The sequence below is a fragment of the Serratia sp. KH_031 genome, assembly GCF_057839655.1.
Genome location: NZ_CM174496.1, coordinates 639,037 through 665,133 on the forward strand (window position 1 = coordinate 639,037; position 26,097 = coordinate 665,133).

Below are 26,097 nucleotides of genomic sequence, written 5' to 3' on the forward strand. Positions count from 1 at the left end.
ATGAATAATTTAACTACGCTGACCCTACAAATACTCAACCATGAAAATCTGGCGAGTGGTAAACATGCGCATACGTTAATTGCTCGTGAAGGGGCGACCATTGGTAGTAACGCGGATAATTTTTGGTCAATACAAAACCAGAAGGGTCAAATTGAATCTTTGCATGCCAAAGTGGAGATGATTGACTCCCACTTCTGTATCAGTGCTTATGCGCCCGATCTGCATTTGAACGATATCGATCTTTTCGCCAAAGCGAAGCCAGTGCGTTTACAACATGGGGATGTGATTAAGCTTGCTGATTTTAAGATCAAAGTACAGCTTAACGTGAACGGTAAACTCTATCAGGATCCGCTCTCGGCTCGCCCGGAAGATATCATTGCCAGTCACCATGATCCGATTAACGAGATCCTCACGAAGAAAGTCAGTGCTTCAGTACAGACGCTGACTGATATCGTACCGTCTTCTGCGGTGCTTTCCTCTTTGCCGCGTGATCCGCTTAAAGTGCTGGATGAGGAAAATTCTCTGACGCAGTACGCTACCAACACCATTCCACCCGTGATTACCAGTCAAAATGTGCTTGAACAGGCGATCCAGTTAGATAGGCAGAGCGACCACGGTAGCACTTTGCTCGACAATGATCTGACGCATCTGGCGATCAACCCGTTGTTTCAAGGGTTGAATCACACCGTTCAACTGAAGGATAGCCAACAAGCCTATGAGCTGCTGGAGGAGGTAGGCTACAGTATCAAAGCTGTGATCAATGGGTTAAGCGCGCTACACGAAGCTAACCTCTATTCGTCAGATAAACATTTGCGACCGATTGAGGATAATCCACTGCATCTCGCGCTCAACTACGAGCAAATGGTGGATTTGCTCTACTCCACCAACAAATGTCCAGTACATCTCTCCGCACCCTCGGCATTTGCAGAGAGCTTGAACCAAGTGCGGCTGCACCATGTTGCTAACCAACGAGCCATCTCCGAGGCGCTATCGGCGTTACTACAAGCGCTGTCGCCCCAGGCGCTGATCTCCCGTTTCCAGCGCTACCGGCGCGCGAGCGAAAAAATGCCACTGGACAGCGCTTGGGCGTGGGAGATGTACAGCAGCTACTTTGACGAACTGACCTCCAATCGCCAGCAGGGATTTGAGAAGTTGTTCCAGGAGATTTATGCCCAGTCATACGACAGACATATCCGCCAGCTCCAGCAAGAGTGCGATGGTAAGGGTGAGCTATGAGTCGTGTGCAGATAATGGCTGTGTTGTTAATCAGCCTCTGTGTAACAGGCTGCGAAGTGTCAAAAAAAATCTATACCGTGATTACCGATCCTGAGGTGCCTGTTGGGTATCCGCAAGAGAATCCGAGTGAAATTGAGTTTGAATTACTGGCAGATAATGACATCAACCAGAACCTGGAGGGCGAGCCATCGCCGACGGATCTGCAAGTTATTTATCTGGAAGATGATTCGACACTTCTTAGCACCGACTATTACCAGATTGCGACCGAACCTTTAGAAAAAATATTAGGTAAAAATTATATCGATCATCAGGACTACACCTTAGAGCCGGGGCAGTTTAAGCCAGTAAAGTCAGTAAAAATAGATCCTAAAACGCAATATCTGGCGGTGGTTGCCCACTACATGGGTATCGATTCTGGCAACATTTACTGGATGGATGTGGTGGATATCGATGGGGTAGGTAAGAAGTATAAAATACTAATTCATTTACGCTCTGGCACAGTGGAAATAAAGAAACCATAAAGGCATAAACATGGCAAATAAGAACCGAGTAATCTGGCGAGAAGGACTCTCAATCGCGCCTCAGCATTTACAACAGCAGCAGCGACATATTGATTATTTAATTCATGGCCGGGTTAATACTGCGGTTAATTATGCCTGGGGTTTTAGCCGTCTGGCTATTGATCATGAAATGCTGAAGCTGGGCCGGGTTAGTATTACCGATGCTGCAGGAGTGATGCCTGACGGTACGTTGTTTGATATTCCGTTTGAGGATATTCCACCACAGCCTATCGAAATTAAACAGATCCCGAGCACTGAAAGTCGTGATATCTATCTGGCACTGCCGATTATCAGCGATGTAATCACCGAACTGCACCATGATCTAGAAAGCCAGGGTGAGATCTCAAGATTCAAAAATCATCCTCATCAGATCAGGGATCTACATACACAGAACGGAAATTACGTACAGGTTAATGTTGCCCGATTGACCCCACGTCTTATCCGGGGATCGGATAACCTCAGCGCCTGGACTCTGCTGCCGCTGTGCCGGATAAAAGAGGTTCGTGCTGACGGTACCTTGATGCTAGATGAAACCTTTATTCCCACCATCTCCCGGTTGCAGGTTGCCCCACATCTGCATACCTTCCTGGAAGAGGTGGCGAACTTGGTCGCTGAGCGCGCGAAGCAGCTTTCCGAAAAGATTGGCTCCCCCACACAGCAGGGGATCTCCGGTGTCGCCGAGTTTTTGATGCTGCAACTGCTTAATTCGGCAAAACCAGTGTACCGGCATTTGGCACATACCCAGATAGTCCACCCAGAAACGCTTTATATGATGCTGACTCGCACCTGCTCAGAGTTGATGACATTTACCTCTGAAGCCCGAGCCGCTCAGGATTTTCAGCTATATAACCATGACGATCTGACTCGCACCTTCTCAGATTTAATTCTGAAAACGCGGTTGGCGCTGAGTATTGTATTAACGCCAAGGGCGGTGCCAATTCCGCTGGCCGAGCACAGTGGGATCCACACGGGGGTGATTAACGATATCGATCTGCTTAAAACGGCCAATTTCATTCTGGCAGTCAAGGCGCAGTTGCCGCAGGATCAGTTGATTCGTCTGTTTATCCAGCAAACCAAAATATCGACGCCGGCCAAAATCGAGCATTTGGTCAGAGTGCAACTGCCGGGTATTCCACTCAGCCCGCTTTCAGCGGCTCCGCCTCAGCTTCCTTTCCATGCGGGCTATATCTACTTCCAACTGGACAGCCACGTACCGGAATGGGAGCACATTACTAAAGCCAGCAGTATAGCCTTCCACGTTGCCGGTAATTTCCCAGAACTTGACCTGCAACTGTGGGCCATAAGGAGTAAATAATGAGCGAAGAACTCCTGTGGCACGGTGCCGAACAGACCAGTCGCTATGCCAACAAGTTGGAGCAGTATTCCCTGAATTTGCGCGGTAACAATATCAATCCCATTATTGATGCGGCCACGCCGCTGCTGGGGATGATTTTGCGTATGCAGGATCTGTCGGTGAATATTTCTGAGCCAGAGTATCTCTATCGCCAAATCCAGACGGATATAGAAAGTATCGAGCAGTTTCTTGAGATGGAAGGATATGAGCCCGGCTCGATTATTACCTTCCGTTATATGCTCTGTACCTTTATTGATGAGTGCGTGATGAGTGCTGATTCATCGCTGGCAAAATTCTGGAGCCATAAATCGCTGCTGATCCATTTTCATAATGAAGGATGGGGTGGGGAGCGTATTTTCCAGATCGTCGAGCGGTTAATGAATGAACCCAAGCGCTATAAAGATATGCTGGAGTTTATTTATCTCTGTTTCGGCTTGGGATTTCGTGGGCGCTATAAAGTGCAAAATGCGGCGCAAAATGATGAATTCGAGCGCCTGTTCCGGCGTCTGCACGATATTTTAACCTCACTCAACGGCGAACCTGCCTCGACGTTGTTACACGTAGGTGAAGTACATCCCTCGCGCTACGTTTTACCTAAGCAACTGACTACACGGCATATTGTGATTGCTACTGTCACTGTCTTGGTGTTGATTTATTCGTGCTATGCATTCTGGCTCAGTTCGCAAAGTGCCAGCGTGTTGGATCATCTCAATATGTTGCTCAAATAAAGGGATTTAGCCATGATTCGGATAGAAATTTCCAAGCTTCTTCAACAGCTAAACCCCGTGAGTCGGCACGTTTTTGAAAATACGGCGGCGCTTTGCGTGAATTCTCGTAGCGCAGAAATCACGGTAGTACATTTTCTGTTACAGAGTCTGGACACCGTGCTGTGCGATATCCGACAGATATTATCCCGCGCCAATATTGATACCGATTTGCTGCGTGGTTTGCTGGAGCAAACTCCCAGCGATAATAGCCAGAATGCGGAAACACCAAGTTTCTCACCGTTGTTGGTTGAACTGTTGCAGGATGCGTTATTGCTGAGTAGCGCTGAATTCAAAGAGAGCAACCTCAGAACTGGCGTCATCTTATTGGCGATTCTCCACACGCCAAACCGCTACCTCGCCAAACCAGTCGTTCAGATTTTAACCGCCATCAATAAAGACGAGTTTCAGGCAGAGTTTCACTTCTGGGTCAGTGGTTCGGCGGAAAATAGTGTTCAGAGCGCGCCGCGTACCGGGGGAAATAGTGTTCCTGACCATGAAGCGTCGTTACTCAAAAAATATGCCACCAACATGACTCGACAGGCCGAAGAGGGCAAGCTCGATCCCGTGTTGTGCCGGGATAAAGAGATTGATTTGATGGTGGATATCCTATCTCGACGTAGGAAGAACAACCCCATTGTTGTGGGCGACGCTGGCGTTGGTAAAAGTGCATTGATAGAGGGATTGGCGCTGCGTATTGCCAATAAACACGTTCCGACCCGGTTGGCAGGGACACAAATCATGTCTTTGGATTTGGGGGCATTACAGGCTGGGGCGTCCGTCAAAGGGGAGTTTGAAAAGCGCTTCAAGGGGATTATGGCTGAAGTTACCCACTCTCCTGAACCGATTATTTTGTTTATTGATGAAGCTCACACGCTGATTGGCGCGGGAAACCAGCAGGGTGGGTTAGATGTCTCGAACCTGCTTAAACCTGCGCTGGCTCGCGGTGAGCTGAAAACTATTGCTGCTACCACCTGGAGTGAATACAAAAAGTATTTTGAAAAAGATGCGGCACTCTCTCGTCGTTTCCAGTTAGTGAAAGTGAGTGAACCTACAGCGGTTGAAGCCGTGATTATCATGCGCGGCTTGCGAGAAATTTATGAACAGGCTCACAGCGTCCTGATTGACGATGAAGCCTTACAAGCTGCGGCGCATCTCAGTGAGCGCTATATATCAGGCCGCCAGTTGCCGGATAAAGCCATCGACGTGCTGGACACCGCCTGCGCGCGTATCTCCATTAACCTCACCTCGTCCCCCCGGCAGGTGACGGTGCTGGAAAATACCCAACATCAGATTACGCAAGAGATGACGCTGTTGGAGCGTGAGCAGCGTCTTGGCCTAAAAGAGAATAGCGATCGTATCGCCGACCTGAAGATGCGCGATGATGAGAACCGACTGGCGTTAGAAAACCTGCACGCGCGCTGGCAGAAACAGCAGCAGTTGGTGCACCGCATTATTGAGCTGAGAACCTTGCTACTGTCCGATCCGGCTTGCGCAAGCATGGAAAACGACGCCATTACCGAGTGTGGTCGCGAACAGCAGCAGTTACGTGAGCTCAGCACGTTGACGGCTGAACTCTCAGCGCTACAGCACGAAGGGCTGCTGGTTTCTCCGCATGTCGATAAAGCCCAGATTGCCGCCGTTATTGCGGAGTGGACGGGCGTGCCACTGAACCGCATTTCTCAGAACGAACTGTCGATTGTCACCGAACTTCCCCGTTATCTGAGCGCCGAGATCAAAGGACAAGAGCTAGCGATTGAAAACCTGCATAAACATCTACTGACGGCGCGAGCCGATCTGCGCCGCCCGGGCAGGCCGTTGGGAGCTTTTTTGCTGGTGGGGCCAAGCGGGGTGGGCAAAACCGAGTCGGTGATTCAAATTGCTGAACTGATGTTTGGTGGCAGGCAGTATCTCACCACGATAAATATGTCGGAGTATCAGGAGAAACATACCGTATCAAGGTTGATCGGCTCACCTCCAGGTTATGTGGGCTACGGTGAGGGCGGGATTCTTACTGAAGCCATTCGCCAAAAACCTTGGTCGGTGGTGCTGCTGGATGAAGTGGAAAAAGCGCATCCAGACGTACTCAATCTTTTCTACCAGGCTTTTGATAAAGGTGAACTCGCGGACGGCGAAGGGCGAGTTATCGATTGTAAAAACGTGGTATTTTTTCTCACCTCCAACCTGGGTTATCAAACTATTGTCGACAATGCCGATGTGCCGGAGCGCATCCATGACCCTCTCTATCGTGAACTGACTGACTTCTTTAAACCCGCGTTGCTGGCCCGTATGGAGGTAATTCCTTATCTGCCGCTCTCTCCTGCTGTGCTGAATGTGATTGTGAAAGCGAAGCTGCAAAAGCTTGAGCAGATGCTGCGTAACAAGTTTGACGCCAGCGTGTTGTTTGATGATGTGGTGGCAGAGCAGATTATTGCTCGGGCGACGCGTGCCGAGAACGGTGCCCGTATGCTGGAGTCTATCATTGATGGACAATTACTGCCGCCGGTGGCGCTCCAACTGCTGAATAAAATGGCGGCGGGTGAGGCGGTGCAGTACGTGCATTTCAGCGTTACCGATGACCGTTTCACCTCGTTCGTGGGGGAGGCACCGGCATGCTGAAAGTGAGCGGTTTGCTTCTCTACTGGCTGTTGACATCGATGATGTTGAACAGCTCTGTGGGTGCGATGCCCGTGCCGAAAGTTACCGAGAAAACCGAACTTGAACAGGCCATGATCCGCTGCCGAAGCGAGCAGTCGGCACTGATCCGCCTCAGTTGTTATGACGATTTGCTCAGCAAAACAGAGGTGACCACTCAGTGGCTGGTCGTGACGGAGCGTGCTGACACGGTTAAAAAAGCGATTCAGCTTGAGAAGCAACGCCAGCAGGACTCCAATGTCTTTCTTATCAGCGAGAGCGAAGGCGCTCTCTCCCCCGAGGTGATTATTTCCATCCCAGCCTCCGGGGTTCGCCCTCCGAAGCCGTTGTTGATTTTTAGTTGCCAGGACAACATCACCCGCATGCAGATTGCCTTTTATAAACAACTGACGGCAGGCAGCAGCACGATTGTACTAAAAACCGACCATGGCGCAGCCTTCAAAAGCTACTGGTTTATTCGCGATAACGGCCTGTTGTTGGAAAGCAGTCGGGGGCTTGCGGGAATCGAGGAGATAAAGCGCTTGTTCGAGGCTGAAACACTCTCGATCAGTACAGAGGACAAAACGATCGGTGCACTCTCTTTCCCAATAAGTGGACTGGCAAAGGCTCTTATACCACTACGACAAGCTTGCAGGTGGTGAGTTAATTATGGAATTTATTACGCAACATCCCTGGCGTGACCTGATTCGACAGCCAATGCTCGATGCCCAACTGGGGCTTGCCATCCCGTTGGAAAATAGCGACTGGGAGTATATTGATACCGAAATGGCGAAGCTTGGCACCATAAGCCATGAAATGGTGAATATTCCTACGGTTCAGGATCGGATATTAAAATTACTCTCTGAAGAGACGAAAGATTTTCGCTTGCTGGCGCATTTGCTGAATACCTTACAGCGTGGCGAGCGTACCGATAGTATTTTGTTGGCTATTGCGTTGTTGGGGGATTACGTCGAATGCTGGTGGAACGTTGCCGCCCCGCAGAAAAATAAGTTACGTATTGCTCAAACGGTGTTGCAGCGCTTTACGATGGCCAAAGAGATATTCAGCCAGTTGGCGATAGCTAAAGAACGAGAGAGAGCGATAAGCGAGTTCGTTCGCCTCAAGCTGTTATGGGAAACACATACGCCGCTATGTGACGAATTGGATAAGCTGATTATCAGCTATGGAAAATCCTCTGTGAGTGCCTTGCCGCCCGAGTCTACGCTGTCGCCAGCATCCGATACTCAGGGAAACCTGCGGCCTGCCGTGCTGGCATCAACGGGTACGCTGCCCTCTGTGACATTGGATGACTCCTCTGATCGCGCTTGGTGTAAGACATTACTGAAGATGGCGGAAATCGAATCTACCCGTAGCTTCGCGACACCTATCGGGTTCCAACTGCGGCGCCATGCTGTGTGGTTCAACATTACGGCGCTGCCTGCGTCCAGACAGGGAGTCACCACCGTTCCGGCGCTGCCGATTGAGAAAATTAGCGAGTTTGAACGTGAGCTAGCGCAGCCGACCCAAGCATTGTGGCTCAAAGTTGAAAATACCATTGCCTATTCGCCCTACTGGTTCAATGGTCACTATATGTCGGCCTGTATCGCCAATAAGCTGGGCTATCCGCGTTGTGGCGATGCGATCCGCAATGAGTTGCTGTGGTTTCTCGCCCGTTTCCCTGAGTATCCACCGCTCTGTTTCGCTAACGGCGAACCCTTTATGAATCCGCAAACACAACAGTGGCTGCAACAAAAAGAGAGTCGGGTATCGCAGGATGAACATTTCACTCAAGTACAGGCGCTGTTTGATAGTGAAGGGCTGAATGCCGCTTTAACGTTTATTGAGCAGACCACCAATAATGAACTTCGATCATTGTGCTACAGCCAGTTGCGAACCATCCGGTTATTGCACCAAGCCGGCTGTTATAAGTTAGCTAAACAGCAACTCGACAATCTGGAAAATAAGGCCGCCCAACTCTCGGTCAGAGAGTGGGAACCCTCTTTTTTTGATAGCTGTAATGGACTGAAAGATATATCAGGTAACAAGGAGTAAGGAATGCGGTTGCCATCAATATTTAAGCCTCGGTTACCAAAGCTGGATGGTCTGGCGAAAAAGCCAAGCTTATCAAAAATCCCGGTAAAAAAAGCTCGGCTTTATGTCATGACAGCTATCTGGCTGCTGTTTATGTTTTGGATGTGGAATTACGGCGACAACGTCGAAATAATGGAGATGAAACCGTTTTCTCCCACCGAACGCCGCTGGCTTATTACGCTGATTACCCTATTAGGGGCGATGACAGCCTTCGTATTACGCCTCTTTTTTACTAACAGACGTCTACAGACCACGCACAAACAGGTCAGGCAGGAAGTCAAAGATCCACTTCAACTGGAAGTGGGAATTCAGCAGCGCTATTTCGACCGCTGGCTCATTAACCTGCAAAAACAATTGACGGTCAAAAACTATCTGTATCAACTGCCATGGTATCTGGTGATTGGTAGCAGGGAGAGTGGGAAATCAACGCTGCTGAAAGAGGGGTATAAACTCAACGATCTCTATACGCCGGAGCAGCAGCAGTTGGTTCACTGCTGGATGAACGATAAAGCCGTTATTATTGAAGCCGACGGTGTATTGCTGGATCAGCCAACTGATCTCAGTATGCCCACGCTCTATGAACGACTATGGAAAAATACCCTATCGTGGTTGGTGGCGGTACGTCCGGTTCAGCCACTCAACGGTATTGTATTGACGGTGGATCTGTTTCAGCTCTGTACCTTTAATAAGACGGAAAAAGAGAACCATATTGCCGCGATCAAATCTCGGCTCGGCGAAATAAGCCAATCTCTCTCTACCCGTTTACCTGTCTATGTGGTGTTCACAAAACTGGATCTGCTCTACGGTTTTGGGGCGATGTTTCAGGCGCTGGATAAAACCCAGCGTGAAGCGATTCTAGGCATCACATTTCCGCTTGGAAACCGGGATTGGGAGGCAGCACTCGATGGCTTCTGGCAGCAGTGGCTTTCGCAGCTTAATAGTGCGCTCGCCGGAATGATGGCTAACAACGTCGATATCAGCCAGCGCAGCCAGGTATTTACCTTTATTCGCCAAATCAACGGCATCCGCGACTATATCCATGCGTTTATCAACAATGGATTATTCTCGTTGGAGCAGCCGTTACTATTACGCGGTGTCTACCTGACCTCTTCGGTACAGAAAGGACAGATGGAAGATCTGTTTGTTAAATCTGCGGCATCGCAATACAACTTGCCGGAACAGATCTACCCGAGCTGGCAAACACCTCTCTCACACACCTATTTCACCCACGAGCTATTAAATAATTTGCTGTTTGAAGAGCCGCAAATCGCCAGTAAGAATGAACGCTATCGTAGTGAAAGTCGCCAGCGTTTGCTGCGCTGGGGAACCAGTGCTGCCGGGATTACGGCGGTAATGGTGCTCGGTTGGCAATACTTCTATAGCGATAATTTGAAATCGGGCGAAGTCGTTTTAGCCAAAGCCAAACAGTATGTCGAAATTGAATTGCCGCACCAGAAGGATTACTTGGGAGCGCTACAGCTTCCGCTATTGAATCCGGTCAGTCAGGCTGCGTTTGCCTATGGGGATTACACGCACCGTAGCTTCTTCTCCGATATGGGGCTCTATCAAGGGGCGAAAATTGGGCCTTATGTCGAGTCAACCTATCGCAAACTTTTGCTACAGCGTTTTCTGCCTGCGATCATGAACGGGCTGGAGCGGCAGCTTAGCAGCGAAAAAGAGGGGAGTGACAGTAAGCTTAAAACCTTGCGTATCATGCGCATGATTGAGGATGAGAGTGGGCGCGATAAAACCCTGGTGATGGACTATATGATGGGGCGTTGGAGCGAGGAATTTAAAGGGCAAAATGATGTACAGATGCAGCTCGAAAATCATCTCTCTTACGCGCTGGATAATATCCAATGGAAGGCGGAGCGCGAGAATAAGAACCGCCTCGCTATCGACAGCTATCTGCCTTATGCGCAATCAATTCAGGATGCGCAGGTTGATCTGCGCCAACTCTCTATTTACCGCCGTGTCTATCAGGGATTGCAGGGGCAGGCAAAATCTGCCTTGCCAAACGATCTCAATATTCGTAATCAGGTCGGAGCCAGTTTTGATTCGGTATTTACTGCTGATGATGAAGCATCGTTAAAAATCCCGCAGTTGTTAACCCGAGCCGGGCTGAGTAATTTCTTTGTTCTCCAGGATGAGTCGTTGATCGATTACACCTCGCTTGACAGTTGGGTGCTGGATATCACTAAAGACGTGCATTACAGCAAAGCCGATCGGGAAGAGATCCAAAAGCAAATTACTTCGTTATACCTGAATGACTATGTCACCACTTGGCACCACGGCTACAACAATATTCATATTCGCAAATTCGAGAGCATCCCGGATGCTATTACGGGTTTAGAGCAAATCACTAGTGGTGAATATGTCTTTAAACGCATTATGGGGTTACTGCGTGAAAACACTACGCCGAAGGCCTCGGCGATTGGCGAAGGTTCTAAGCTGCTTAGCACCAGTACGACCTCACAAAGTCAGGATTATCGACTACTTAACTATCTGAGCCATCAGTTCACCAAAGAGAATAGCGTCACCATTGAGGATAAAGATCAGCTAAGCGCTCTAGGTAACATCAGTACCAAAATTACTGAACTGCACCGCTATTTGATGGCTATTCAGAACTCACCGTCGCCAGGACGTTCAGCGTTACAAGCGGTTCAGCTTCGTTTAAGTAACAACGACAGTGACCCTGTGTTTGAAGTACAGCAGCAGGCCAAATCACTGCCAGAACCCCTTGGGCGCTGGGTAAACGAGCTAGCGACTGAAGTGTGGGATGCGATCATGATTGAAGCGATCAGATCGTTGGAAGTGGAATGGAATGACAAAATCGTAACGCCGTATCAACAGACATTTGCGCACCGCTATCCGTTTGCGGCTGGTGCAAAACAGGACGTGCCACTCAGTGATTTTGAGCGCTTCTTTGGCTATGACGGCACGCTGGATACCTTCTATCAAAAGAACCTCAAAGTGTTTATTGATAATGCCCCGGAGATAAATGGTACTGGCGAGCCGCTGATTAATCCTCAGGTTATTCGGCAGCTTGATGTTGCCGAGAAGATCCGCCGTGTCTTCTTTAAAAAGCAAAGTGGGTTGGGTATTCAGTTCTCAATACAACCTATCAATATGTCTGGTAACCGTCGGCGCGGCGTGCTGAATCTCGATGGGCAGTTAGTGGAGTATCGTCACGCTACCAGCGTTCCTGTACGCCTGATTTGGCCAAACTCAATGCGTGATAACGTCGAGAGCAAGCTGACACTAATTGGTAGCGATCGCAGCAACCGTGCTCTCAGTTATAACAATGCGTGGGGATTATTACGGATGATTAATTCAGGCAAGTTAACCAATGTCGACAATAACTCCTTTGACGTGCGTTACGACATTGATAATGGCTACATCATCTACCGTATTTTTGTCGATGAATCTGACAACCCGTTTGCTGGTGGGTTGTTTAGCCAGTTCTCTCTGCCAGAAACCCTTTATTAAAGTACCGTGTGGCCGGCATTGTCCGGCCTTCTCTGGAGAGAAAAGATGCACAAGGATATCCATATTGGCGGCGACCCACGCAACTATCTTGAGTTTTCTGAGATACGTAATGAGATTAACAAGCTTAACCATCCTGCAGCCCCTGAGGTCGATTTCCTACTGATTGTTACGTGCGCGAAGGAGTTATTCAGCAGGAATGGTATGGATCTGCAAACGGTTAATTATTTTATTTTTGCCCAGACTAAATTGAAGGGATTATCAGCCGTTAAGGAGGGCTGCGAGTTACTTGCTGTTTTAATCACTCGGCATTGGCAGCAGTTGTGGCCCGAAGGTGAGACTGCGCGTATCGAGATGCTTAACTGGCTTGCAAACCGGATAAGCGATGACGTGCGCACGTTTGCCTATACCACACAGCACATTCCACTGTTGATTGAGCTGGAACAACCGTTGCACACCATTGCTGACGGAGTGAAGGCACTATTGTTAAAAAAAGAGCCTGCGATTATCGACCTCTATAACTTTGTTCACCACACTCGGGAAACGCTGGAAAAGCGAGCGGCAACCAATATTATCAATGAGCGAAAAAGAACGCGGCAGACCAGAGTGGTTGAACAACCAGCTGAACTGAAACTGCAGCCCGTTGAGGCGCTCGTCGTCGCCGAAGCGCCGGTTGTCACTGCTGCGCTACCGGTTCCTGAGATACCTCCGCTGGTAATCGCACCGTTGCCGGAAAAGTTGATTCCACGATTAAGCGCGTGGCATGGTTTTTTTATGGGGGTGGGGACTAGCGCGCTAGTTTTTCTAACGGCTGTGGTGCTCTTCCAGCAGCCGAACCGTGCGCTGATGGAACCACAACTCTTTTCACCACTCTCTTCACAAGAGATTGTCGAGTATGCCAGTCAGCTACATGCCATACCTTTCTGGCAAAGGCAGCCCGATTTTCAGGTATTTCAGCAGCAACTGACGCAACTCAGCCAGGCATCGCCGGTGGCCAGTTATTTCTATGGTGATAACCTGACAGCGTTGATGGCCCAACTTTGGCCCGACTCTAAAAAAGTGGCGGCGATGGACCAGCGGTGGCAGCAGCGTCTGGCGCAGCAAAGAGCCGTGCAGAACTCTGCTGAGTCTTGGCTAGTGTTGCAGCAACAGGTCTCGGCGCTAATCCGGCAGGTTAATCAGGCACAAGTGCGGGGTTCGACGCTCTCCGATGTGCGGCTGCTCGCGGGACTCAATACGATTCAGCGTCAGCTAAATGACAGTCACCTCCCTGTTGAGAGCCTGATCCTCATGCAAGCTGACGCCACAGAGCGGGATGCCATACAACTCGAGCATATTGAACAGCGTATTAATGGCCTGCTAAGCCGCTACCACGCGTTAATAACCGATGGAAAACAGTAACAAAGACGCTTTTATATAAAGGGACGACATGATGCAATCATTTAAGCGCTGGGGCTCAGTCACGCTGTTATCATTACTGCTTATTTCAAGCGCAATGCTCAACGGCTGCGGTAACTCAGGATCAGAGTTCAAATCCAGAGCTGCGCAACTATCCGGTAAAAACCAGTTAACCGAACAGGAAGTGTTAGATATTGATCCGCTTGCCGAAGTGACCGAAGAGGATATTCAGCAGGTGGTTATCGACGCTAGCCAGCATCAATTTACCATTCCGCGCAATACATCCATTGTGTTAGTTCAGTCCGGAACTAACGTGCCTGACGCCACGATGCAGCAGGAAATGAGCCAATATTATAGTGTTTCAGTCTACTCCGGATTATCGCCGACTAAACCCCGCGTACCTGTTGCTCGCAAAGATGAAGAGCAGACGCTGCTCCCACAGCCGAACTACATTAAATCGCTGCGCTTGGCCTCAGCCAAGGCTCGGTTGGACAAGATAATTGTCTACTGGGGAGATGTGGAGATGGGGTTGTCCAGAAAAAACAACATAGATATCATTTGGTTGCCCTACCGCGAAGGTAGTGATGACAGTACTCTGAAGGAGGCAAAATATTTGCGCTATAGCATCCGGTTTGCGGCGGTGGATGTTAAAACTGGTATGTGGGTGATGTATATCCCCCCCAATGGTGAAACGGAAATTGTGCCTTCTGGCCAGGATCGATTTATGCAGATTCTTGAAATCAAGAAAGCGGCTAGCGTACTGGCGAGTAAAAACTTTGCTGAGCGTTTTAGCGCTGCGAGTTACTAATCATATTGCAAGCGTGTTTTTATTGAAGCACGACTTGTTGCATGATGATTTCTTGATGGCGGATAGCAATGTTATCCGCACCATGTGGAAATTTAAGCGAAACCGCCGTTAACACGAATGACCTAGAGGTTGATCCAGCTTGTATTATGCAGCGGCTTCGCCCTGCCTCGCTTCGTGCTCCACGATTATTCTTTGCAGTGAGTCGCCGCATTTCTGAAACAAGGAGATTTGATTACACGGGCAAATCAATCAACAACGCGCGCAGTGGTGTTTCGGCGCGAATCGTCAGACTGTTTTCCTCACGAATAAACGCACCGTCGCCGCAGGTCAGGCGTTGACTTTCATGGTGTTCGCCAGTGGCATCAATGGTGCCGTGGATCGATTGCAAATAGGCGCGTGGGCCATGCAGCGTCAGCGTTTGTTGTTCACCTGCTTGCAAATCCAAATGATGAATCCATACCTGCTGGCGCAATTGCAGACTACCTTGTGTACCGTCGGGTGAGGCCAGCAAAGTATGAGGTTCTTGTGGCAGTACTAACCGTTGAACGGCCTCATTATTACGCTCAGGGCAGGCATCCAGCCACAGTTGCAATCGGGTTAGTGGTGTCTCATTGCTCAGATTCTGTTCGCTGTAACTTAAGCCGGCTTGAGTACCCAACAGCAAGACATCACCGGCTTTGGCGCGCACGCTATTACCGTCACTGTCGCGGTATTCCGCTTCGCCCTGCAGGATCAGATTGAGAATATCCACGGGTGGATAGGTACGCGGCTGAAACGCGGCTCCTGGAGCCAATACTTCTTGATTCAGTACCCGCAATGAGGCGTAGCCCATCAGCTTGGGATCGAAATAATGCCCAAAGGAAAAAGTGTAGCGAGCCTGTAACCAACCAAAGTCGGCTTGCCCGCATTGTTGTGCTGCTCTGCATGTGATCATGGCAATTGGCTCTCTAATTTCATTCTCTAAATGGTAAGCATCTGGACGCCGGATTGTTAGCCAGTTAATCTGGTCGGCATATTCAAATTTCCTGACAGAGAGAGCTTATGGCCAGAGATCGGGCGTTAACGCTTGAGGCATTGAGGGTAATGGATGCCATCGACCGTCGTGGTAGCTTTGCTGCGGCAGCGGATGAACTGGGGCGCGTGCCCTCGGCACTCAGTTACACCATGCAAAAATTAGAAGAAGAACTGGATGTGGTGTTGTTCGATCGTTCAGGCCATCGCACCAAGTTCACCAATGTCGGGCGTATGTTACTAGAACGCGGTCGTGTACTGCTGGAAGCGGCAGATAAGCTGACCACCGATGCAGAAGCGTTGGCTCGAGGCTGGGAAACTCACCTGACTATCGTCAGTGAAGCACTTTCACCGCCGAGTAAACTGTTCCCGTTGATCGATAAATTAGCGCTGAAAGCCAACACGCAGGTCTCTATTTTTACTGAGGTATTAGCTGGTGCCTGGGAGCGCTTGGAGCAAGGGCGCGCCGATATCGTGATTGCGCCAGATATGCATTTTCGCGCTTCGTCAGAAATTAACACTCGCAAACTATATAAAGTCATGAGCGTGTACGTCGCTGCGCCAGAGCACCCCATCCATCTGGAGCCAGAACCGCTTTCTGAGACTACGCGAGTGAAGTATCGCGGCATTGCCGTGGCGGATACTGCCCGCGAGCGCCCAGTATTGACGGTGCAACTGTTGGATAAACAACAACGTCTGACGGTGAGTACCATAGAAGATAAACGCCGTGCATTGTTGGCGGGGCTCGGTGTCGCTACCATGCCGTATCCGATGGTGGAAAAAGACATTGAAGAAGGGCGGCTGCGCGTTGTCGGGCCGGAATACAGCCGAGAAGTCGAAATTATCATGGCTTGGCGACGTGACAGCATGGGGGAAGCTAAAGCTTGGTTCCTGCGTGAGATCCCACGTCTGTTTGCTCAAACGGAAAGACAATAACCCCGCTTTATCGAACGTAATGCCGATCGTTTAAGAGTACTTGAACGATCCTACCAGTAAGAGACAATCCGGGATCAGCCCTCTGCTCCCGGATTTTTTATGTCTGAACATGATATGGATTTTGTCGTCGATGCTTTTTCTTCTGAGCTGGATGCTTTTTCACGCTCGCTTGACCCCGCTTGGATACACCAAGCGCTGACCGCCTGCCAGAAAGCCAGTATTCGCAGACGTCGCCTGCCTGCTGAACAGGCCGTATGGCTCATCCTTATGATGGGGTTGTTGCGAGACTTATCCATCAAGGACGTCTGTCACCATCTGGATATCGTTCTTCAACCCGATGACACCTACCAAAGCCTCGCACCCAGTGTGTTAACCGCTGCACGCCAACGACTGGGGGAAGCACCGCTTCGCTATCTTTTTCATGCCTGCAATGAAGCATGGCAGCCTGCTGCTCTCGGACCGGCTACTTTCCATGGACTCCGTGTGTTGAGTGTTGATGGGACGCTTTTTCGCACACCGGACTCACCGGATAACGCAGCGGCTTTTGGTTTTATTGACCCCTCCGCGGGCACATTCCCTCAAGTACGTATGGTCGCACTGATGGCAACCCACTCTCATATGTTGCTGGATGCCGCGTTCGGAGGCGTAGCCGAAGGCGAGTTAACGCTGGCTCATCGTCTGATTTCTTCTGCTCCAGACCATACTCTGACACTGTTTGACCGGTGCTATTTCAGCGCCGCTTTTTTCATCGAATGGCAACAGGCGGGACGCTGTACTCACTGGCTGACGCCCGTAAAAAGCAAGCTTCGCTATCAGGTCATCGAACGATACAGCGATTACGACATGCTAATTGAGATGCCGGTTTCTCCACAGGCACGTAAGGCGGCTCCGCATCTACCGGATGTCTGGCGGGCAAGAATGGTGAGCTATGTCAGCGGCGGCGGTAAAGGAAAGATCACCGGATTTCTCACGTCCATGACCGATCCTGCGGCCTATCCGGTAGAAGATTTATTGCGTATTTATTGGGAGCGCTGGGAAATTGAACTGGGTTATGGCGAACTGAAACGGCGACAACTGAAAGGGGAAGTCACCCTGAGGAGCCGCTTTCCAGAGGGCGTAAAGCAAGAATTATGGGGGATACTGATCTCCTACAATCTGCTGAGAAAAGAAATGGTAGATATTGCCGGGGAAGCCGGGGTCATACCGACACGAATAAGCTTTGTCGCTGCGTTAAACATTCTGGTGTCACAGGCTCGGGTGAGTGGTAAAGGTGCCGCAGGGAATATCCCTAATCATCTGAAAGGAATGAGGGAAAATGTAAAAGCGTTTATTCTTCCGGAAAAAAGAAAGCACCGACGATATTCTCGTTCAGTGCTTTATATTCCACCTAAATATCCGTTCAGCTATAAGTCACGTGAGGCTTAAGTGAACGGCATTAGCTTTATCGAACGGGGCTGTTGTTTAACTGAATTGCTGATCGCGTCCGTGTGGCGCGGTCAGATCCTGCTCCGGGCCAATCGAGATAATCCCATGCGGATTGATACCAGTATGGCTGCGGTAGTAATGGTTACGGATATGCGCCACGTCGACTGTTTCTGCGATCCCCGGCATTTGATAAATGTCGCGCAGGAAACCGTACAGGTTAGGGTAATCGCTGATACGGCGTAGATCACATTTAAAATGTGTCACATACACTGGATCGAAACGTATTAGTGTGGTCCACAAACGTAGATCGGCTTCAGTCAGTTGTTTACCTGTCAGATAACGTTGTTGGCTGAAGATTTCTTCTAACCGATCCAGTGCGCCAAATAGGGTACCGACGGCTTCGTCATAAGCGACTTGGCTGGTGGCAAAACCGGCTTTATAGACCCCGTTGTTAACCTGATCGTAAATCCAACTATTCAGAGTATCGATTTCTACCTGTAATGCTTGTGGGTAATAATCCCCGGCCAAGGCACCCACTTGATCAAACTCGCTGTTGAACATGCGAATAATATCGGCAGATTCGTTACTGACGATGGTTTGCTGCCGTTTATCCCACAGTACCGGAACAGTAACGCGACCGCTGTAGTGTGGATCGGCACGTAGGTAAAGTTGATAGAGATAATCGGCATGGTACAGCGGATCACCCGTTGCGGCGGGGAAATCGGTATCGAACGTCCAACCGTTCTCAAACATCAACGGGTTAACCACGGAAACAGGGATAATCTGCTCTAACCCTTTCAATTTACGCATCAAAAGAGTGCGATGTGCCCAAGGGCAAGCCAGTGAGACGTACAGATGATAACGATCTGACTCGGCTTTAAAGCCACCTTTGCCGTATTCACCGGGTTGACCATCGGCGGTCACCCAATTACGGAACTGTGCGGCTGAACGTTGGAAGCGGCCACCAGTGGATTTAGTGTCGTACCAGATGTCCTGCCAAATGCCATCGACTAGTTGTCCCATGGTTTCCCTCATCTAAGTTTTAGGTAAAAAAAACAGAGTCAGGCTGTTACGCCCAACCCTCAGGAATTTAACTTACCATTTCTTGTTCAGTGCGCGGTCGATGCTGAAAGCACCCGGCCCGGTAATCGCTAACAGAATGAAACCGCCTGCGATGGTGAAGTTTTTCATGAACATCAGTTGGTTCACGCCTTCTGCAAAGTTAGTGTGGAACAACAATGCTGTCAGGATGGTGAAGCCCGCAGTGAACAGCGCGGTAGTACGAGTCAGGAAACCGAACAGAATTGCCAAGCCACCGCCAAACTCCAACAGAATGGTCAGCGGCAATAAGAAGCCCGGGACGCCCATGGCTTGCATGTATTGTTGGGTGCCAGCATAAGCATCACCCATTTTGCCGTAACCTGCGACGATGAACAGGATTGGCATCAGAATACGAGCAACCAGCAAACCAGCATCTTCTAATTTTTTCATCATTAACTCCAAAAGTGATTTATTCAGTGGCAGCGTTGTTCTGCCGATGTCTTGTTGATGGAGTGAATGTTAACGGTGAGTCGCGTTGATTGTTAGCAAGTAAAATTGTCGTTTTTCTTCAAAAAATTTGAATTCGCAGTTTGCTAACAAATGACTAGGAATCAAAACGTTGTGATGAACACCAGCGGATCTTGATAACAACTAAAGAAAATTGAGGGGTAATGCTACGGAAGAATTGAAGTAAAAAGAGGGCGGTTACTTGGAGTAGAAAGTCTTACGAATCAATCTAATGGTTCCCCATACGCTAAAGGCGCGACGTGACCAACGGATGAGTTTACTTGGATGACGAGCCCCGTACAGTGCCATCACACTAGAACCGATCAGCAGGTATTTACGCAAGTTATAAACCGTCTGCCAGCCCTGATCGATTCGTTCGGTTTTTTCTAACCACAGCACTTTGCTTTCAGCCAGATCCAAGCGTTGTTGCTGGATCTGCCGAATCAGTTGTTCTTTGCGCTGCATCCGATTTTGCTGGCTCATGCTTTATCTTCCAACTCAGAGCGGTCAATCGCTAGCTGTTGGCGTGTTGAACCGAGGAAAGTTGAGCGGCGTGCTTTCGCTACCGTCCAGATGACGCCAATAATTGCCAGTAGCAGCAATACGGCGGTGGTGGTGGCGAGAGCGATTAAGCGATAAGCCGGATCGATAGCCCAGAAGATCAAAATCAACAGGCTCATCAGGCCGAAAGCGGTGAACAACAAGGTGATGCCAGCCATCAGTAACAGTTGGACAAGATTGGCTTTCTCTTCTTCCAACTCAACTGCGACCAGACGCACACGGGTTTCCACCATACTGACCAGAATGGTCAGTATGCGTTGACCGATATCCAGGACCCCTTTAGCGGGGCCCTGTGCACGTTGTGGCTGTTCAGTCATTAGCGACGCGCCAGCAACACACCTAACACCACACCGACTGCCGCGCCGATACCGACGCCAGCCCACGGATTACCACGTACATACTCATCAGCTTGGCTGGCGACTTGCTTGGTCTGAGTCGCGATTTTGTCACCAGCCTCGCTCAGGCGTGCACGAGACTCTTTCAGCGCACTTTCGGCTTTGGAGCGCAGTTTCTCCACCTCAGCTTTTGGTTTGTCGGTGGAAGTATTCAGTACTTCTTCCAGCGTATCGGCGAGGGCTTTCAGTTCAGCGCGTAAATTTTCTGCATTTGAATCATTTGCCATTTCGATAATTCCTTAACTTTTAACTGCGGGGACTTTTCACCATAACGGATTTCTTCGGTCAGGCAAAGAGACAGGATCTGCTTTCTTGTTGAGATTAGCCGAGATTTAACGGTGCACGGGCAAATTCACGTACCCAATGCGTTGGCGTGGGGACTTCGCTGAGTGCAACGGTGTAACCAGGGGGGAGAATGGTTTGCAGCGCTTCGCGTGCCAGCAATTGTTGCTCGGGAGAATCTAAGCGGATCACCAAGCTATTACGCTCTGGCGTGATGCTTTTGATGCGAATACCACGTTCATCAAGACGTTGATAAACGAAGAAACCATCTGGCAATGACAGCCCTTGCTGGGTAGTGTGGATGCGTAATTCGCTTTCGGTTTGTACCATGCAGGGCACTAATAATGTAACGAGCGCCAGCAGAGCCAGCGCTATCATCAAAACATACTGCCAGCGCGGACGCTGACTTATCACGTCCCATTCCTTTGATTGCCCGAGCGTTTCTTACGCCAGAGCACAATCAAAGAGCCCACCAGACCGGCCACCAATAACACCAGTGGTAACAGCATCAGGCAGAACATGAGTTGGTCTTCGTACTTACGGAATACCGGTGTTTTACCCAGTGCAAAACCCAACGAAGTCAGAATCAGCACCCACAGCAAGCCGCTCATCCAGTTAAAGAATTGGAAACGAGCATTGCTCAGGCCTGAAAGCCCGGCGATGGTTGGCAACAAAGTACGGATGAAGGCTAAGAAGCGACCCACCAGTAGGGCTGATAATCCGTGACGGTGGAATAAATTATGTGCGCGCTGGTGGTAATGGGCTGGCAGGTGTGAGAGCCAACCCTGAACGGTTCGTGTATTCCCGAGCCATTTCCCCTGTATGTAACTGACCCAGCACCCCAAGCTGGCGGCAACGGTGAGGATAAAAACGGTCAGTGGGAAACCCATAGTGCCTTTGGCGATCAGTACGCCAACCAGAATTAATAAGCTATCACCGGGTAGGAACGCAGCGGGTAAAAGGCCATTTTCTAAAAATAAGATTATGAAAAGTATACCGTAGAGGGTCCACACGAGTGATGGGTTGGCGAGGGTCTCGAAATCCTGCTGCCATAAAGCATCGATCAATTGTTTAATGATGTCCATCAGGTGTTCCTAAAAACGTCTGTGTTGCTCTTCTCTCAGCAGGGGATCATTAATTGGCTGAAAGCGCTCGGGCGATCCAAGTTGCTGATAATAATAAAACGGCGTTGCTTTGTTGTTGATTCTCGTCAGCGCGACACCGGTTTTGAATGGCAATTCAACAAGGGTAAAAAAAGAGGCCTAACTCTACCAAAAGCACCGGTTGGGAAACAGGGAAATTTACGCTGTCAGCGGTGAAATACTACACGGCAAAATGGCGTTTCAGGCATCGATTCAGCGGTTTTTACATTACCTGACATAACTCGGTGACTTTTGGCGATTTATTTATTATTGATTGCCATTCCATTTAGGTTGATCACCGGGTTTTCGGCAAACAGATAACGGTCAGCATTATATTCGAAATCATCAGTAGAAGCGTTAAACAGCATCTGTTTAGTATTTTCCAGATGTTGCCACATTGCTAGTTTGGCGGCAGCGGGATCTTTACGCATCAGCGCCTTGAGGATTTGATCGTGATCGTCACACCAACTGGCTATCGAGCGGTCATCAATGTGTTCATGCAGTTTGATCCAATAAGGGTTATTAACCCGTTGAACCCACATCTTTTCTACGATGGTCGCCATGGCGCTGTTTTGGGTTGCCAGCGCGACCTGCACGTGGAATTTGAGATCCCACTGCGAATCGCGGAAACGTTCCTCTTTGCGTGCCTGTTCCTGAATCTCCATCAATTGGACGATATCTTGCTTGGTGACTTGGGTGGCAGCAAATTCAGCAATGTTACTTTCGATCAGTTGGCGAGCCTGCAATAACTCGAAGGGTCCAGCGGTAGCGAACTCCATGCCTTCGCTGGGGATCACTAGGTGCTTTTGCTGGTTGGAAATCACATGAATACCTGAGCCTTTACGCACTTCGACGTAGCCTTCCACTTCCAGCATGATGATCGCCTCACGCACCACGGTGCGGCTGACATTCATCTCTTCGGCGATATAGCGTTCGGCGGGGAGCTTTTCACCCACCAGATAAACGCCGCCTTCAATACGCTGTTTAAGTTCGGCAGCCAACTGTTGATATAAGCGTCGGGTTTCAGTGAATTCCATAGTGAATACTCGTGTAGGAAGGGCGTGTTGTTATACCACTTATCAACGAGTGTCGCCAGTAGTGGCATAGCTCAGTAATAAAGACAAATGTCACTGATCAGGATAGGAAAATAACAACTTGTCATACAGATTTAAAGGTTGAGCGATATCACAAAAATCATTATTCAGCTCAGTCACCATTTTTAGTTGAAAAATGAGTACGTACTGCCGTTTTTAGTCTGTTCTCATGAGGTATAGCGGTGTGAAAGCCAAAAATAGCGCTGGACGCTCACTTTAATTGGTGTGATAACTTTTAAATATTGAATGAAAATGAAATTGGTAGCATAAGGTGAGGAACCGAGATGGTTACGTTTTTGAGTGAAGACTTTTTGTTGGATAGTGAGTTTGCTCGCCGTCTATACCATGACTATGCGGCAGATCAGCCAATATTTGATTATCACTGTCACTTGCCGCCTGAGCAGATCGCCGAAAATACGCGTTTCAGCAATCTGTATGATATCTGGTTAAAAGGCGATCACTACAAATGGCGGGCAATGCGTACCAATGGCGTTGCTGAGCGCTTGTGTACGGGTGATGCTAGCGATCGCGAGAAGTTTGATGCTTGGGCGGCGACGGTGCCGCATACCATTGGTAACCCACTGTATCATTGGACACATTTGGAATTGCGCCGTCCGTTTGGCATTACCGGGACTTTATTATCCCCAGCGACCGCCAATCAGATTTGGCAGCGTGGTAATGAGCTATTGGCACAGGATGATTTTCGGGCGCGCGGTATCATGCAACAGATGAATGTCAAAATGGTTGGCACCACCGACGACCCGATTGACGATCTGCGCCACCATAAGACGATTGCTGCTGACACGAGTTTCTCTATCAAAGTGCTACCCAGCTGGCGACCTGATAAGGCGTTCAATATCGACTCCGAGGGTTTTGCTGATTACCTGTCAAAATTGGAAGCCGCTGCTGATATCACCATCAATCGCTTTAGTGAACTGTGCGATGCATTGAAAAAACGTCTAGACCATTTTGCCGCTCATGGCTGCAAGATTGCCGATCACGCTTTGGATGTAGTGACTTACGGTGAAGCCGACGAAGCCACACTGGATAACATTCTGATGCAGCGCCGGGCTGGAAAAATGTCGACGCCAGAACAGAGCGCACAATTCAGAACCGCGGTACTGCTGTTCCTCGGCGGAGAGTATCAACGCCGTGAATGGGTACAGCAATATCACATTGGTGCATTGCGTAATAATAACCGTCGGATGTTTGAAACTATTGGCCCTGACATCGGTTTTGATTCCATCAACGATCAACCGTTAGCGCAGCCACTATCACGTTTGTTGGACGCTCAAGCCAAACATAGCGGCTTGCCAAAGACCATCCTTTATTGCCTGAACCCGCGCGACAATGAAGTGATTGGCACCATGGTAGGTAATTTCCAAGGTGAAGGGATAGCAGGCAAGATGCAGTTTGGTTCTGGTTGGTGGTTTAACGATCAAAAAGACGGCATGCAGCGCCAGATGATGCAATTAGCGCAACTCGGTCTGCTCAGCCGTTTTGTTGGCATGCTGACCGATAGCCGTAGTTTCCTTTCTTACACGCGCCATGAATATTTTCGCCGTATTTTGTGCCAGATGGTGGGGCGTTGGGTGGAAGAGGGGGAAGCACCAGCAGATATCCTGTTGTTAGGGGAGATGGTAAAAAATATTTGCTTTGATAATGCCAAACAGTATTTCGCGATCGAATTGTAGGTCGACGCCCTCGCACCCTATATCCCAATAGGGTGCTTAGCGATGATTCGATGTGAAGTCTTCAATATTTCTCACAATACCCCATAAAATATTTTAAAGCAGAGCGGTGGATTTACTCCTAAATTGATAGAGGTATAAGGAAATACAAATGTTTCTTCGGGTTCAAACTTCTATCATTAAGGAATAACGCATGAATAAGCTTTACCTCTCGGTTGCTGGAGTGGCACTACTTAGTACTTGTTCGTTGGCTCAGGCAGAAGACGTTCTGACTAATGGTGCCGGTAACGTCGTCTGTAATTATTCACATACTTTGCCGGACGATCCGATTATCTACCCCGAGCGTGCCGGTGTAGCGATGTCACATGATTTTTTTGGTAATACGAAAACTGATGCCCATTCCAACAAAGATACTCTATTAGCCCAAAATGAAACGACCTGTAATAATGTCGCGGATAGCACGGCTTATTGGGCTCCTTCGCTGCGGTTGCCTGATGGTACGGTAGTCCGCCCACTGTACCAAAAAACCTATTACAACAACATTGCAGTACCCAGTAGCAAGCGCTACGCGGTACAGCCATTCCCGACAGGGCTGCAGATATTGGCGGGTAACCACAATGGGACGGCGCCGAACCCAAACATTTCCTTCTTGTGTACTGGGCGTAATTACACGGGCACTATTCCAACCAACTGCGTGCCAGACCCGAAAACAGGGACGCAATTTAATATCGGTGTGAGCTTCCCGACCTGCTGGGATGGTAAGAATCTGGAGCCGGCCATTAACAGCATGATGCAAAATGGTAAAGCGATGAACATGACTCTAGAGAGTATGATGAGTCATAACAATGTCGCCTATGCGAATAAGGATGGGAGTTGCCCGGTGGACTACCCGGTACGTATTCCGCATATCAGTATGAACATCGCCTATAAGTTGGGGAATATCACCGATCTGACAAACGTACAACTTTCACTCGATCCGACGTTGGACGAGCACGGCAAAGTTGTGCAAGAAAACTGGGGATCGCTGTATACCGCCCACGGGGATTTCTTCGCCGCTTGGCGGGAAGCGTCAGCGGACTTCATGGCGAAATACTGCCTTAATGCAGCTCGTGAATGCGATACCAAAATTGCCTACAGCTACAACACAGCGCTGGCTGACAGTTATGTCGTTGGCGGAGCAGAAGCGGATAAAAATTTCGGCACTGCTGATAAGTTGTTATTACAACGTGCGGAGGGAAACACACCTGAAGGTTATGCAGTAATGCGTTTTGCTATCCCTGAAGGGATCGACAAAATTCCTGCCAATTATAACCCGGCCTATCATTTGTTAATTTACGGTGTTAACACCACCGACACGACGTCTAACCTGCTTTATATTTATGGTATGGAAAATCAATGGGATGAGAACAGCATCACCCATAATAATGCTCCAACCTGTGTGACCGGTAGTGGTGCGCCGAGCGGCAATGCAAATTTTAACGGTACGCCAATCTACCGTCCAATAAACATTACCAGCATAGTTAAGGCGGCGGCAGACAAGGGGGAAAAGGAAGTCTCGGTGTGCGTTAAACTCCAATCAGGATCAACTCCGGTGAATTACAGTCTCGACAGCAAAGAAGGGACCAATAAACCGGTACTTTATCTGTTAGGTGTCGATCCAAAAATTAAAGCTTGATAGCAA

Annotated in this window: 23 protein-coding genes; 14 read left to right on the forward strand and 9 right to left on the reverse strand. The window is 49.2% G+C overall.

Annotated elements, in window-relative coordinates:
* From tagH to AC3ISQ_RS02870, 10 genes are all read left to right on the forward strand, one after another.
* Entirely contained in the window at positions 1–1,236 is a 1,236-nt protein-coding gene (tagH, locus tag AC3ISQ_RS02825) for a type VI secretion system-associated FHA domain protein TagH (RefSeq protein ID WP_489350467.1), read from the forward strand.
* Positions 1,233–1,757, forward strand: a complete 525-nt coding sequence (gene tssJ, locus AC3ISQ_RS02830) for a type VI secretion system lipoprotein TssJ (protein WP_489350468.1) — start codon at positions 1,233–1,235, stop codon at positions 1,755–1,757. The genes tagH and tssJ overlap by 4 nt, the downstream gene beginning before the upstream one ends.
* A 10-nt stretch (positions 1,758–1,767) precedes the next feature.
* Positions 1,768–3,111 carry a type VI secretion system baseplate subunit TssK gene (gene tssK / locus AC3ISQ_RS02835; protein ID WP_489350469.1) on the forward strand — a complete coding sequence of 448 codons (1,344 nt, stop codon included), beginning with the start codon at positions 1,768–1,770 and terminating at the stop codon, positions 3,109–3,111.
* A complete protein-coding gene (gene icmH / locus AC3ISQ_RS02840; protein ID WP_489350470.1) occupies positions 3,111–3,878 on the forward strand; it encodes a type IVB secretion system protein IcmH/DotU in 768 nt (255 codons plus the stop codon). Before tssK ends, icmH begins: the two co-directional genes overlap by 1 nt.
* A gap of 12 nt (positions 3,879–3,890) precedes the next feature.
* Positions 3,891–6,533 (forward strand): type VI secretion system ATPase TssH, encoded by a 2,643-nt coding sequence (gene tssH / locus AC3ISQ_RS02845; protein ID WP_489350471.1) that lies wholly within the window; start codon positions 3,891–3,893, stop codon positions 6,531–6,533.
* The gene (gene vasI, locus AC3ISQ_RS02850) at positions 6,527–7,210 is read left to right on the forward strand and encodes a type VI secretion system-associated protein VasI (RefSeq protein WP_489350472.1); all 684 of its coding nucleotides are present in this window, start codon (positions 6,527–6,529) and stop codon (positions 7,208–7,210) included. The genes tssH and vasI overlap by 7 nt, the downstream gene beginning before the upstream one ends.
* A 7-nt stretch (positions 7,211–7,217) precedes the next feature.
* Complete coding sequence (gene tssA, locus AC3ISQ_RS02855; protein ID WP_489350473.1) at positions 7,218–8,600, forward strand: type VI secretion system protein TssA; 1,383 nt, start codon at positions 7,218–7,220, stop codon at positions 8,598–8,600.
* A gap of 108 nt (positions 8,601–8,708) precedes the next feature.
* On the forward strand, positions 8,709–12,128 hold the full coding sequence (gene tssM / locus AC3ISQ_RS02860) for a type VI secretion system membrane subunit TssM (RefSeq protein WP_489350474.1): 3,420 nt from the start codon (positions 8,709–8,711) through the stop codon (positions 12,126–12,128).
* 45 nt (positions 12,129–12,173) lie between these two features.
* The gene (locus AC3ISQ_RS02865; protein WP_489350475.1) at positions 12,174–13,526 is read left to right on the forward strand and encodes a VasL domain-containing protein; all 1,353 of its coding nucleotides are present in this window, start codon (positions 12,174–12,176) and stop codon (positions 13,524–13,526) included.
* A 28-nt stretch (positions 13,527–13,554) separates the two neighbouring features.
* Positions 13,555–14,331, forward strand: a complete 777-nt coding sequence (locus AC3ISQ_RS02870; RefSeq protein WP_489350476.1) for a lipoprotein YafT — start codon at positions 13,555–13,557, stop codon at positions 14,329–14,331.
* A 232-nt stretch (positions 14,332–14,563) separates the two neighbouring features.
* On the opposite strand, the gene AC3ISQ_RS02875 is transcribed toward AC3ISQ_RS02870, so the two are convergent.
* Positions 14,564–15,265, reverse strand: coding sequence for a pirin family protein (locus tag AC3ISQ_RS02875; RefSeq protein WP_489350477.1), 702 nt, complete (start codon positions 15,263–15,265; stop codon positions 14,564–14,566).
* Positions 15,266–15,372: 107 nt separating this feature from the next.
* Between AC3ISQ_RS02875 and AC3ISQ_RS02880 the strand changes: the two genes are divergently transcribed.
* Together AC3ISQ_RS02880 and AC3ISQ_RS02885 are read left to right on the forward strand one after the other, a co-directional pair.
* On the forward strand, positions 15,373–16,278 hold the full coding sequence (locus AC3ISQ_RS02880) for a LysR family transcriptional regulator (RefSeq protein WP_489350478.1): 906 nt from the start codon (positions 15,373–15,375) through the stop codon (positions 16,276–16,278).
* Between the two features lie 99 nt (positions 16,279–16,377).
* Entirely contained in the window at positions 16,378–17,703 is a 1,326-nt protein-coding gene (locus AC3ISQ_RS02885; RefSeq protein WP_489349961.1) for an IS4 family transposase, read from the forward strand.
* Between the two features lie 36 nt (positions 17,704–17,739).
* Here the strand turns inward: AC3ISQ_RS02885 and AC3ISQ_RS02890 are convergent, their stop codons facing one another.
* From AC3ISQ_RS02890 to exuR, 8 genes are all read right to left on the reverse strand, one after another.
* A complete protein-coding gene (locus AC3ISQ_RS02890; RefSeq protein ID WP_489350479.1) occupies positions 17,740–18,726 on the reverse strand; it encodes a glutathione S-transferase family protein in 987 nt (328 codons plus the stop codon).
* 72 nt (positions 18,727–18,798) lie between these two features.
* On the reverse strand, positions 18,799–19,194 hold the full coding sequence (locus AC3ISQ_RS02895) for a DoxX family protein (RefSeq protein ID WP_489353102.1): 396 nt from the start codon (positions 19,192–19,194) through the stop codon (positions 18,799–18,801).
* Positions 19,195–19,449: 255 nt separating this feature from the next.
* A complete protein-coding gene (locus AC3ISQ_RS02900) occupies positions 19,450–19,734 on the reverse strand; it encodes a YqjK-like family protein (protein WP_489350480.1) in 285 nt (94 codons plus the stop codon).
* Positions 19,731–20,129: a phage holin family protein gene (locus AC3ISQ_RS02905; protein ID WP_489350481.1), complete on the reverse strand. Its 399-nt coding sequence runs from the start codon at positions 20,127–20,129 to the stop codon at positions 19,731–19,733. Before AC3ISQ_RS02905 ends, AC3ISQ_RS02900 begins: the two co-directional genes overlap by 4 nt.
* Complete coding sequence (locus tag AC3ISQ_RS02910; RefSeq protein WP_489350482.1) at positions 20,129–20,434, reverse strand: ElaB/YgaM/YqjD family protein; 306 nt, start codon at positions 20,432–20,434, stop codon at positions 20,129–20,131. Before AC3ISQ_RS02910 ends, AC3ISQ_RS02905 begins: the two co-directional genes overlap by 1 nt.
* 94 nt (positions 20,435–20,528) lie before the next feature.
* Positions 20,529–20,900: an EnvZ/OmpR regulon moderator MzrA gene (gene mzrA, locus AC3ISQ_RS02915; RefSeq protein WP_489353103.1), complete on the reverse strand. Its 372-nt coding sequence runs from the start codon at positions 20,898–20,900 to the stop codon at positions 20,529–20,531.
* Positions 20,900–21,574, reverse strand: coding sequence for a DedA family protein (locus AC3ISQ_RS02920; RefSeq protein WP_489350483.1), 675 nt, complete (start codon positions 21,572–21,574; stop codon positions 20,900–20,902). Before AC3ISQ_RS02920 ends, mzrA begins: the two co-directional genes overlap by 1 nt.
* A gap of 317 nt (positions 21,575–21,891) precedes the next feature.
* Complete coding sequence (gene exuR / locus AC3ISQ_RS02925; protein ID WP_489350484.1) at positions 21,892–22,668, reverse strand: transcriptional regulator ExuR; 777 nt, start codon at positions 22,666–22,668, stop codon at positions 21,892–21,894.
* 341 nt (positions 22,669–23,009) lie between these two features.
* On the opposite strand from exuR, the gene uxaC reads away from it, so the two are divergent.
* Positions 23,010–24,419, forward strand: a complete 1,410-nt coding sequence (gene uxaC, locus AC3ISQ_RS02930; RefSeq protein ID WP_489350485.1) for a glucuronate isomerase — start codon at positions 23,010–23,012, stop codon at positions 24,417–24,419.
* 190 nt (positions 24,420–24,609) lie between these two features.
* Positions 24,610–26,091, forward strand: coding sequence for a DUF1996 domain-containing protein (locus tag AC3ISQ_RS02935; RefSeq protein WP_489350486.1), 1,482 nt, complete (start codon positions 24,610–24,612; stop codon positions 26,089–26,091).
* The last annotated feature ends 6 nt before the right edge of the window (positions 26,092–26,097 follow it).

Bases quoted from the DNA above. Each gene is read 5' to 3' on its own strand.
- tssM (WP_489350474.1), top strand. From the start codon at position 8,709: ATGACAGCTATCTGGCTGCTGTTTATGTTTTGGATGTGGAATTACGGC.
- AC3ISQ_RS02895 (WP_489353102.1), bottom strand. From the start codon at position 19,194: ATGAAAAAATTAGAAGATGCTGGTTTGCTGGTTGCTCGTATTCTGATG.
- tagH (WP_489350467.1), top strand. From the start codon at position 1: ATGAATAATTTAACTACGCTGACCCTACAAATACTCAACCATGAAAAT.
- tssK (WP_489350469.1), top strand. From the start codon at position 1,768: ATGGCAAATAAGAACCGAGTAATCTGGCGAGAAGGACTCTCAATCGCG.
- AC3ISQ_RS02875 (WP_489350477.1), bottom strand. From the start codon at position 15,265: ATGATCACATGCAGAGCAGCACAACAATGCGGGCAAGCCGACTTTGGT.
- AC3ISQ_RS02905 (WP_489350481.1), bottom strand. From the start codon at position 20,129: ATGACTGAACAGCCACAACGTGCACAGGGCCCCGCTAAAGGGGTCCTG.
- icmH (WP_489350470.1), top strand. From the start codon at position 3,111: ATGAGCGAAGAACTCCTGTGGCACGGTGCCGAACAGACCAGTCGCTAT.
- AC3ISQ_RS02865 (WP_489350475.1), top strand. From the start codon at position 12,174: ATGCACAAGGATATCCATATTGGCGGCGACCCACGCAACTATCTTGAG.
- AC3ISQ_RS02920 (WP_489350483.1), bottom strand. From the start codon at position 21,574: ATGGACATCATTAAACAATTGATCGATGCTTTATGGCAGCAGGATTTC.
- exuR (WP_489350484.1), bottom strand. From the start codon at position 22,668: ATGGAATTCACTGAAACCCGACGCTTATATCAACAGTTGGCTGCCGAA.
- AC3ISQ_RS02935 (WP_489350486.1), top strand. From the start codon at position 24,610: ATGAATAAGCTTTACCTCTCGGTTGCTGGAGTGGCACTACTTAGTACT.
- AC3ISQ_RS02910 (WP_489350482.1), bottom strand. From the start codon at position 20,434: ATGGCAAATGATTCAAATGCAGAAAATTTACGCGCTGAACTGAAAGCC.
- vasI (WP_489350472.1), top strand. From the start codon at position 6,527: ATGCTGAAAGTGAGCGGTTTGCTTCTCTACTGGCTGTTGACATCGATG.
- AC3ISQ_RS02900 (WP_489350480.1), bottom strand. From the start codon at position 19,734: ATGAGCCAGCAAAATCGGATGCAGCGCAAAGAACAACTGATTCGGCAG.
- tssH (WP_489350471.1), top strand. From the start codon at position 3,891: ATGATTCGGATAGAAATTTCCAAGCTTCTTCAACAGCTAAACCCCGTG.
- uxaC (WP_489350485.1), top strand. From the start codon at position 23,010: ATGGTTACGTTTTTGAGTGAAGACTTTTTGTTGGATAGTGAGTTTGCT.
- tssA (WP_489350473.1), top strand. From the start codon at position 7,218: ATGGAATTTATTACGCAACATCCCTGGCGTGACCTGATTCGACAGCCA.
- AC3ISQ_RS02880 (WP_489350478.1), top strand. From the start codon at position 15,373: ATGGCCAGAGATCGGGCGTTAACGCTTGAGGCATTGAGGGTAATGGAT.
- AC3ISQ_RS02890 (WP_489350479.1), bottom strand. From the start codon at position 18,726: ATGGGACAACTAGTCGATGGCATTTGGCAGGACATCTGGTACGACACT.
- AC3ISQ_RS02885 (WP_489349961.1), top strand. From the start codon at position 16,378: ATGTCTGAACATGATATGGATTTTGTCGTCGATGCTTTTTCTTCTGAG.
- tssJ (WP_489350468.1), top strand. From the start codon at position 1,233: ATGAGTCGTGTGCAGATAATGGCTGTGTTGTTAATCAGCCTCTGTGTA.
- AC3ISQ_RS02870 (WP_489350476.1), top strand. From the start codon at position 13,555: ATGATGCAATCATTTAAGCGCTGGGGCTCAGTCACGCTGTTATCATTA.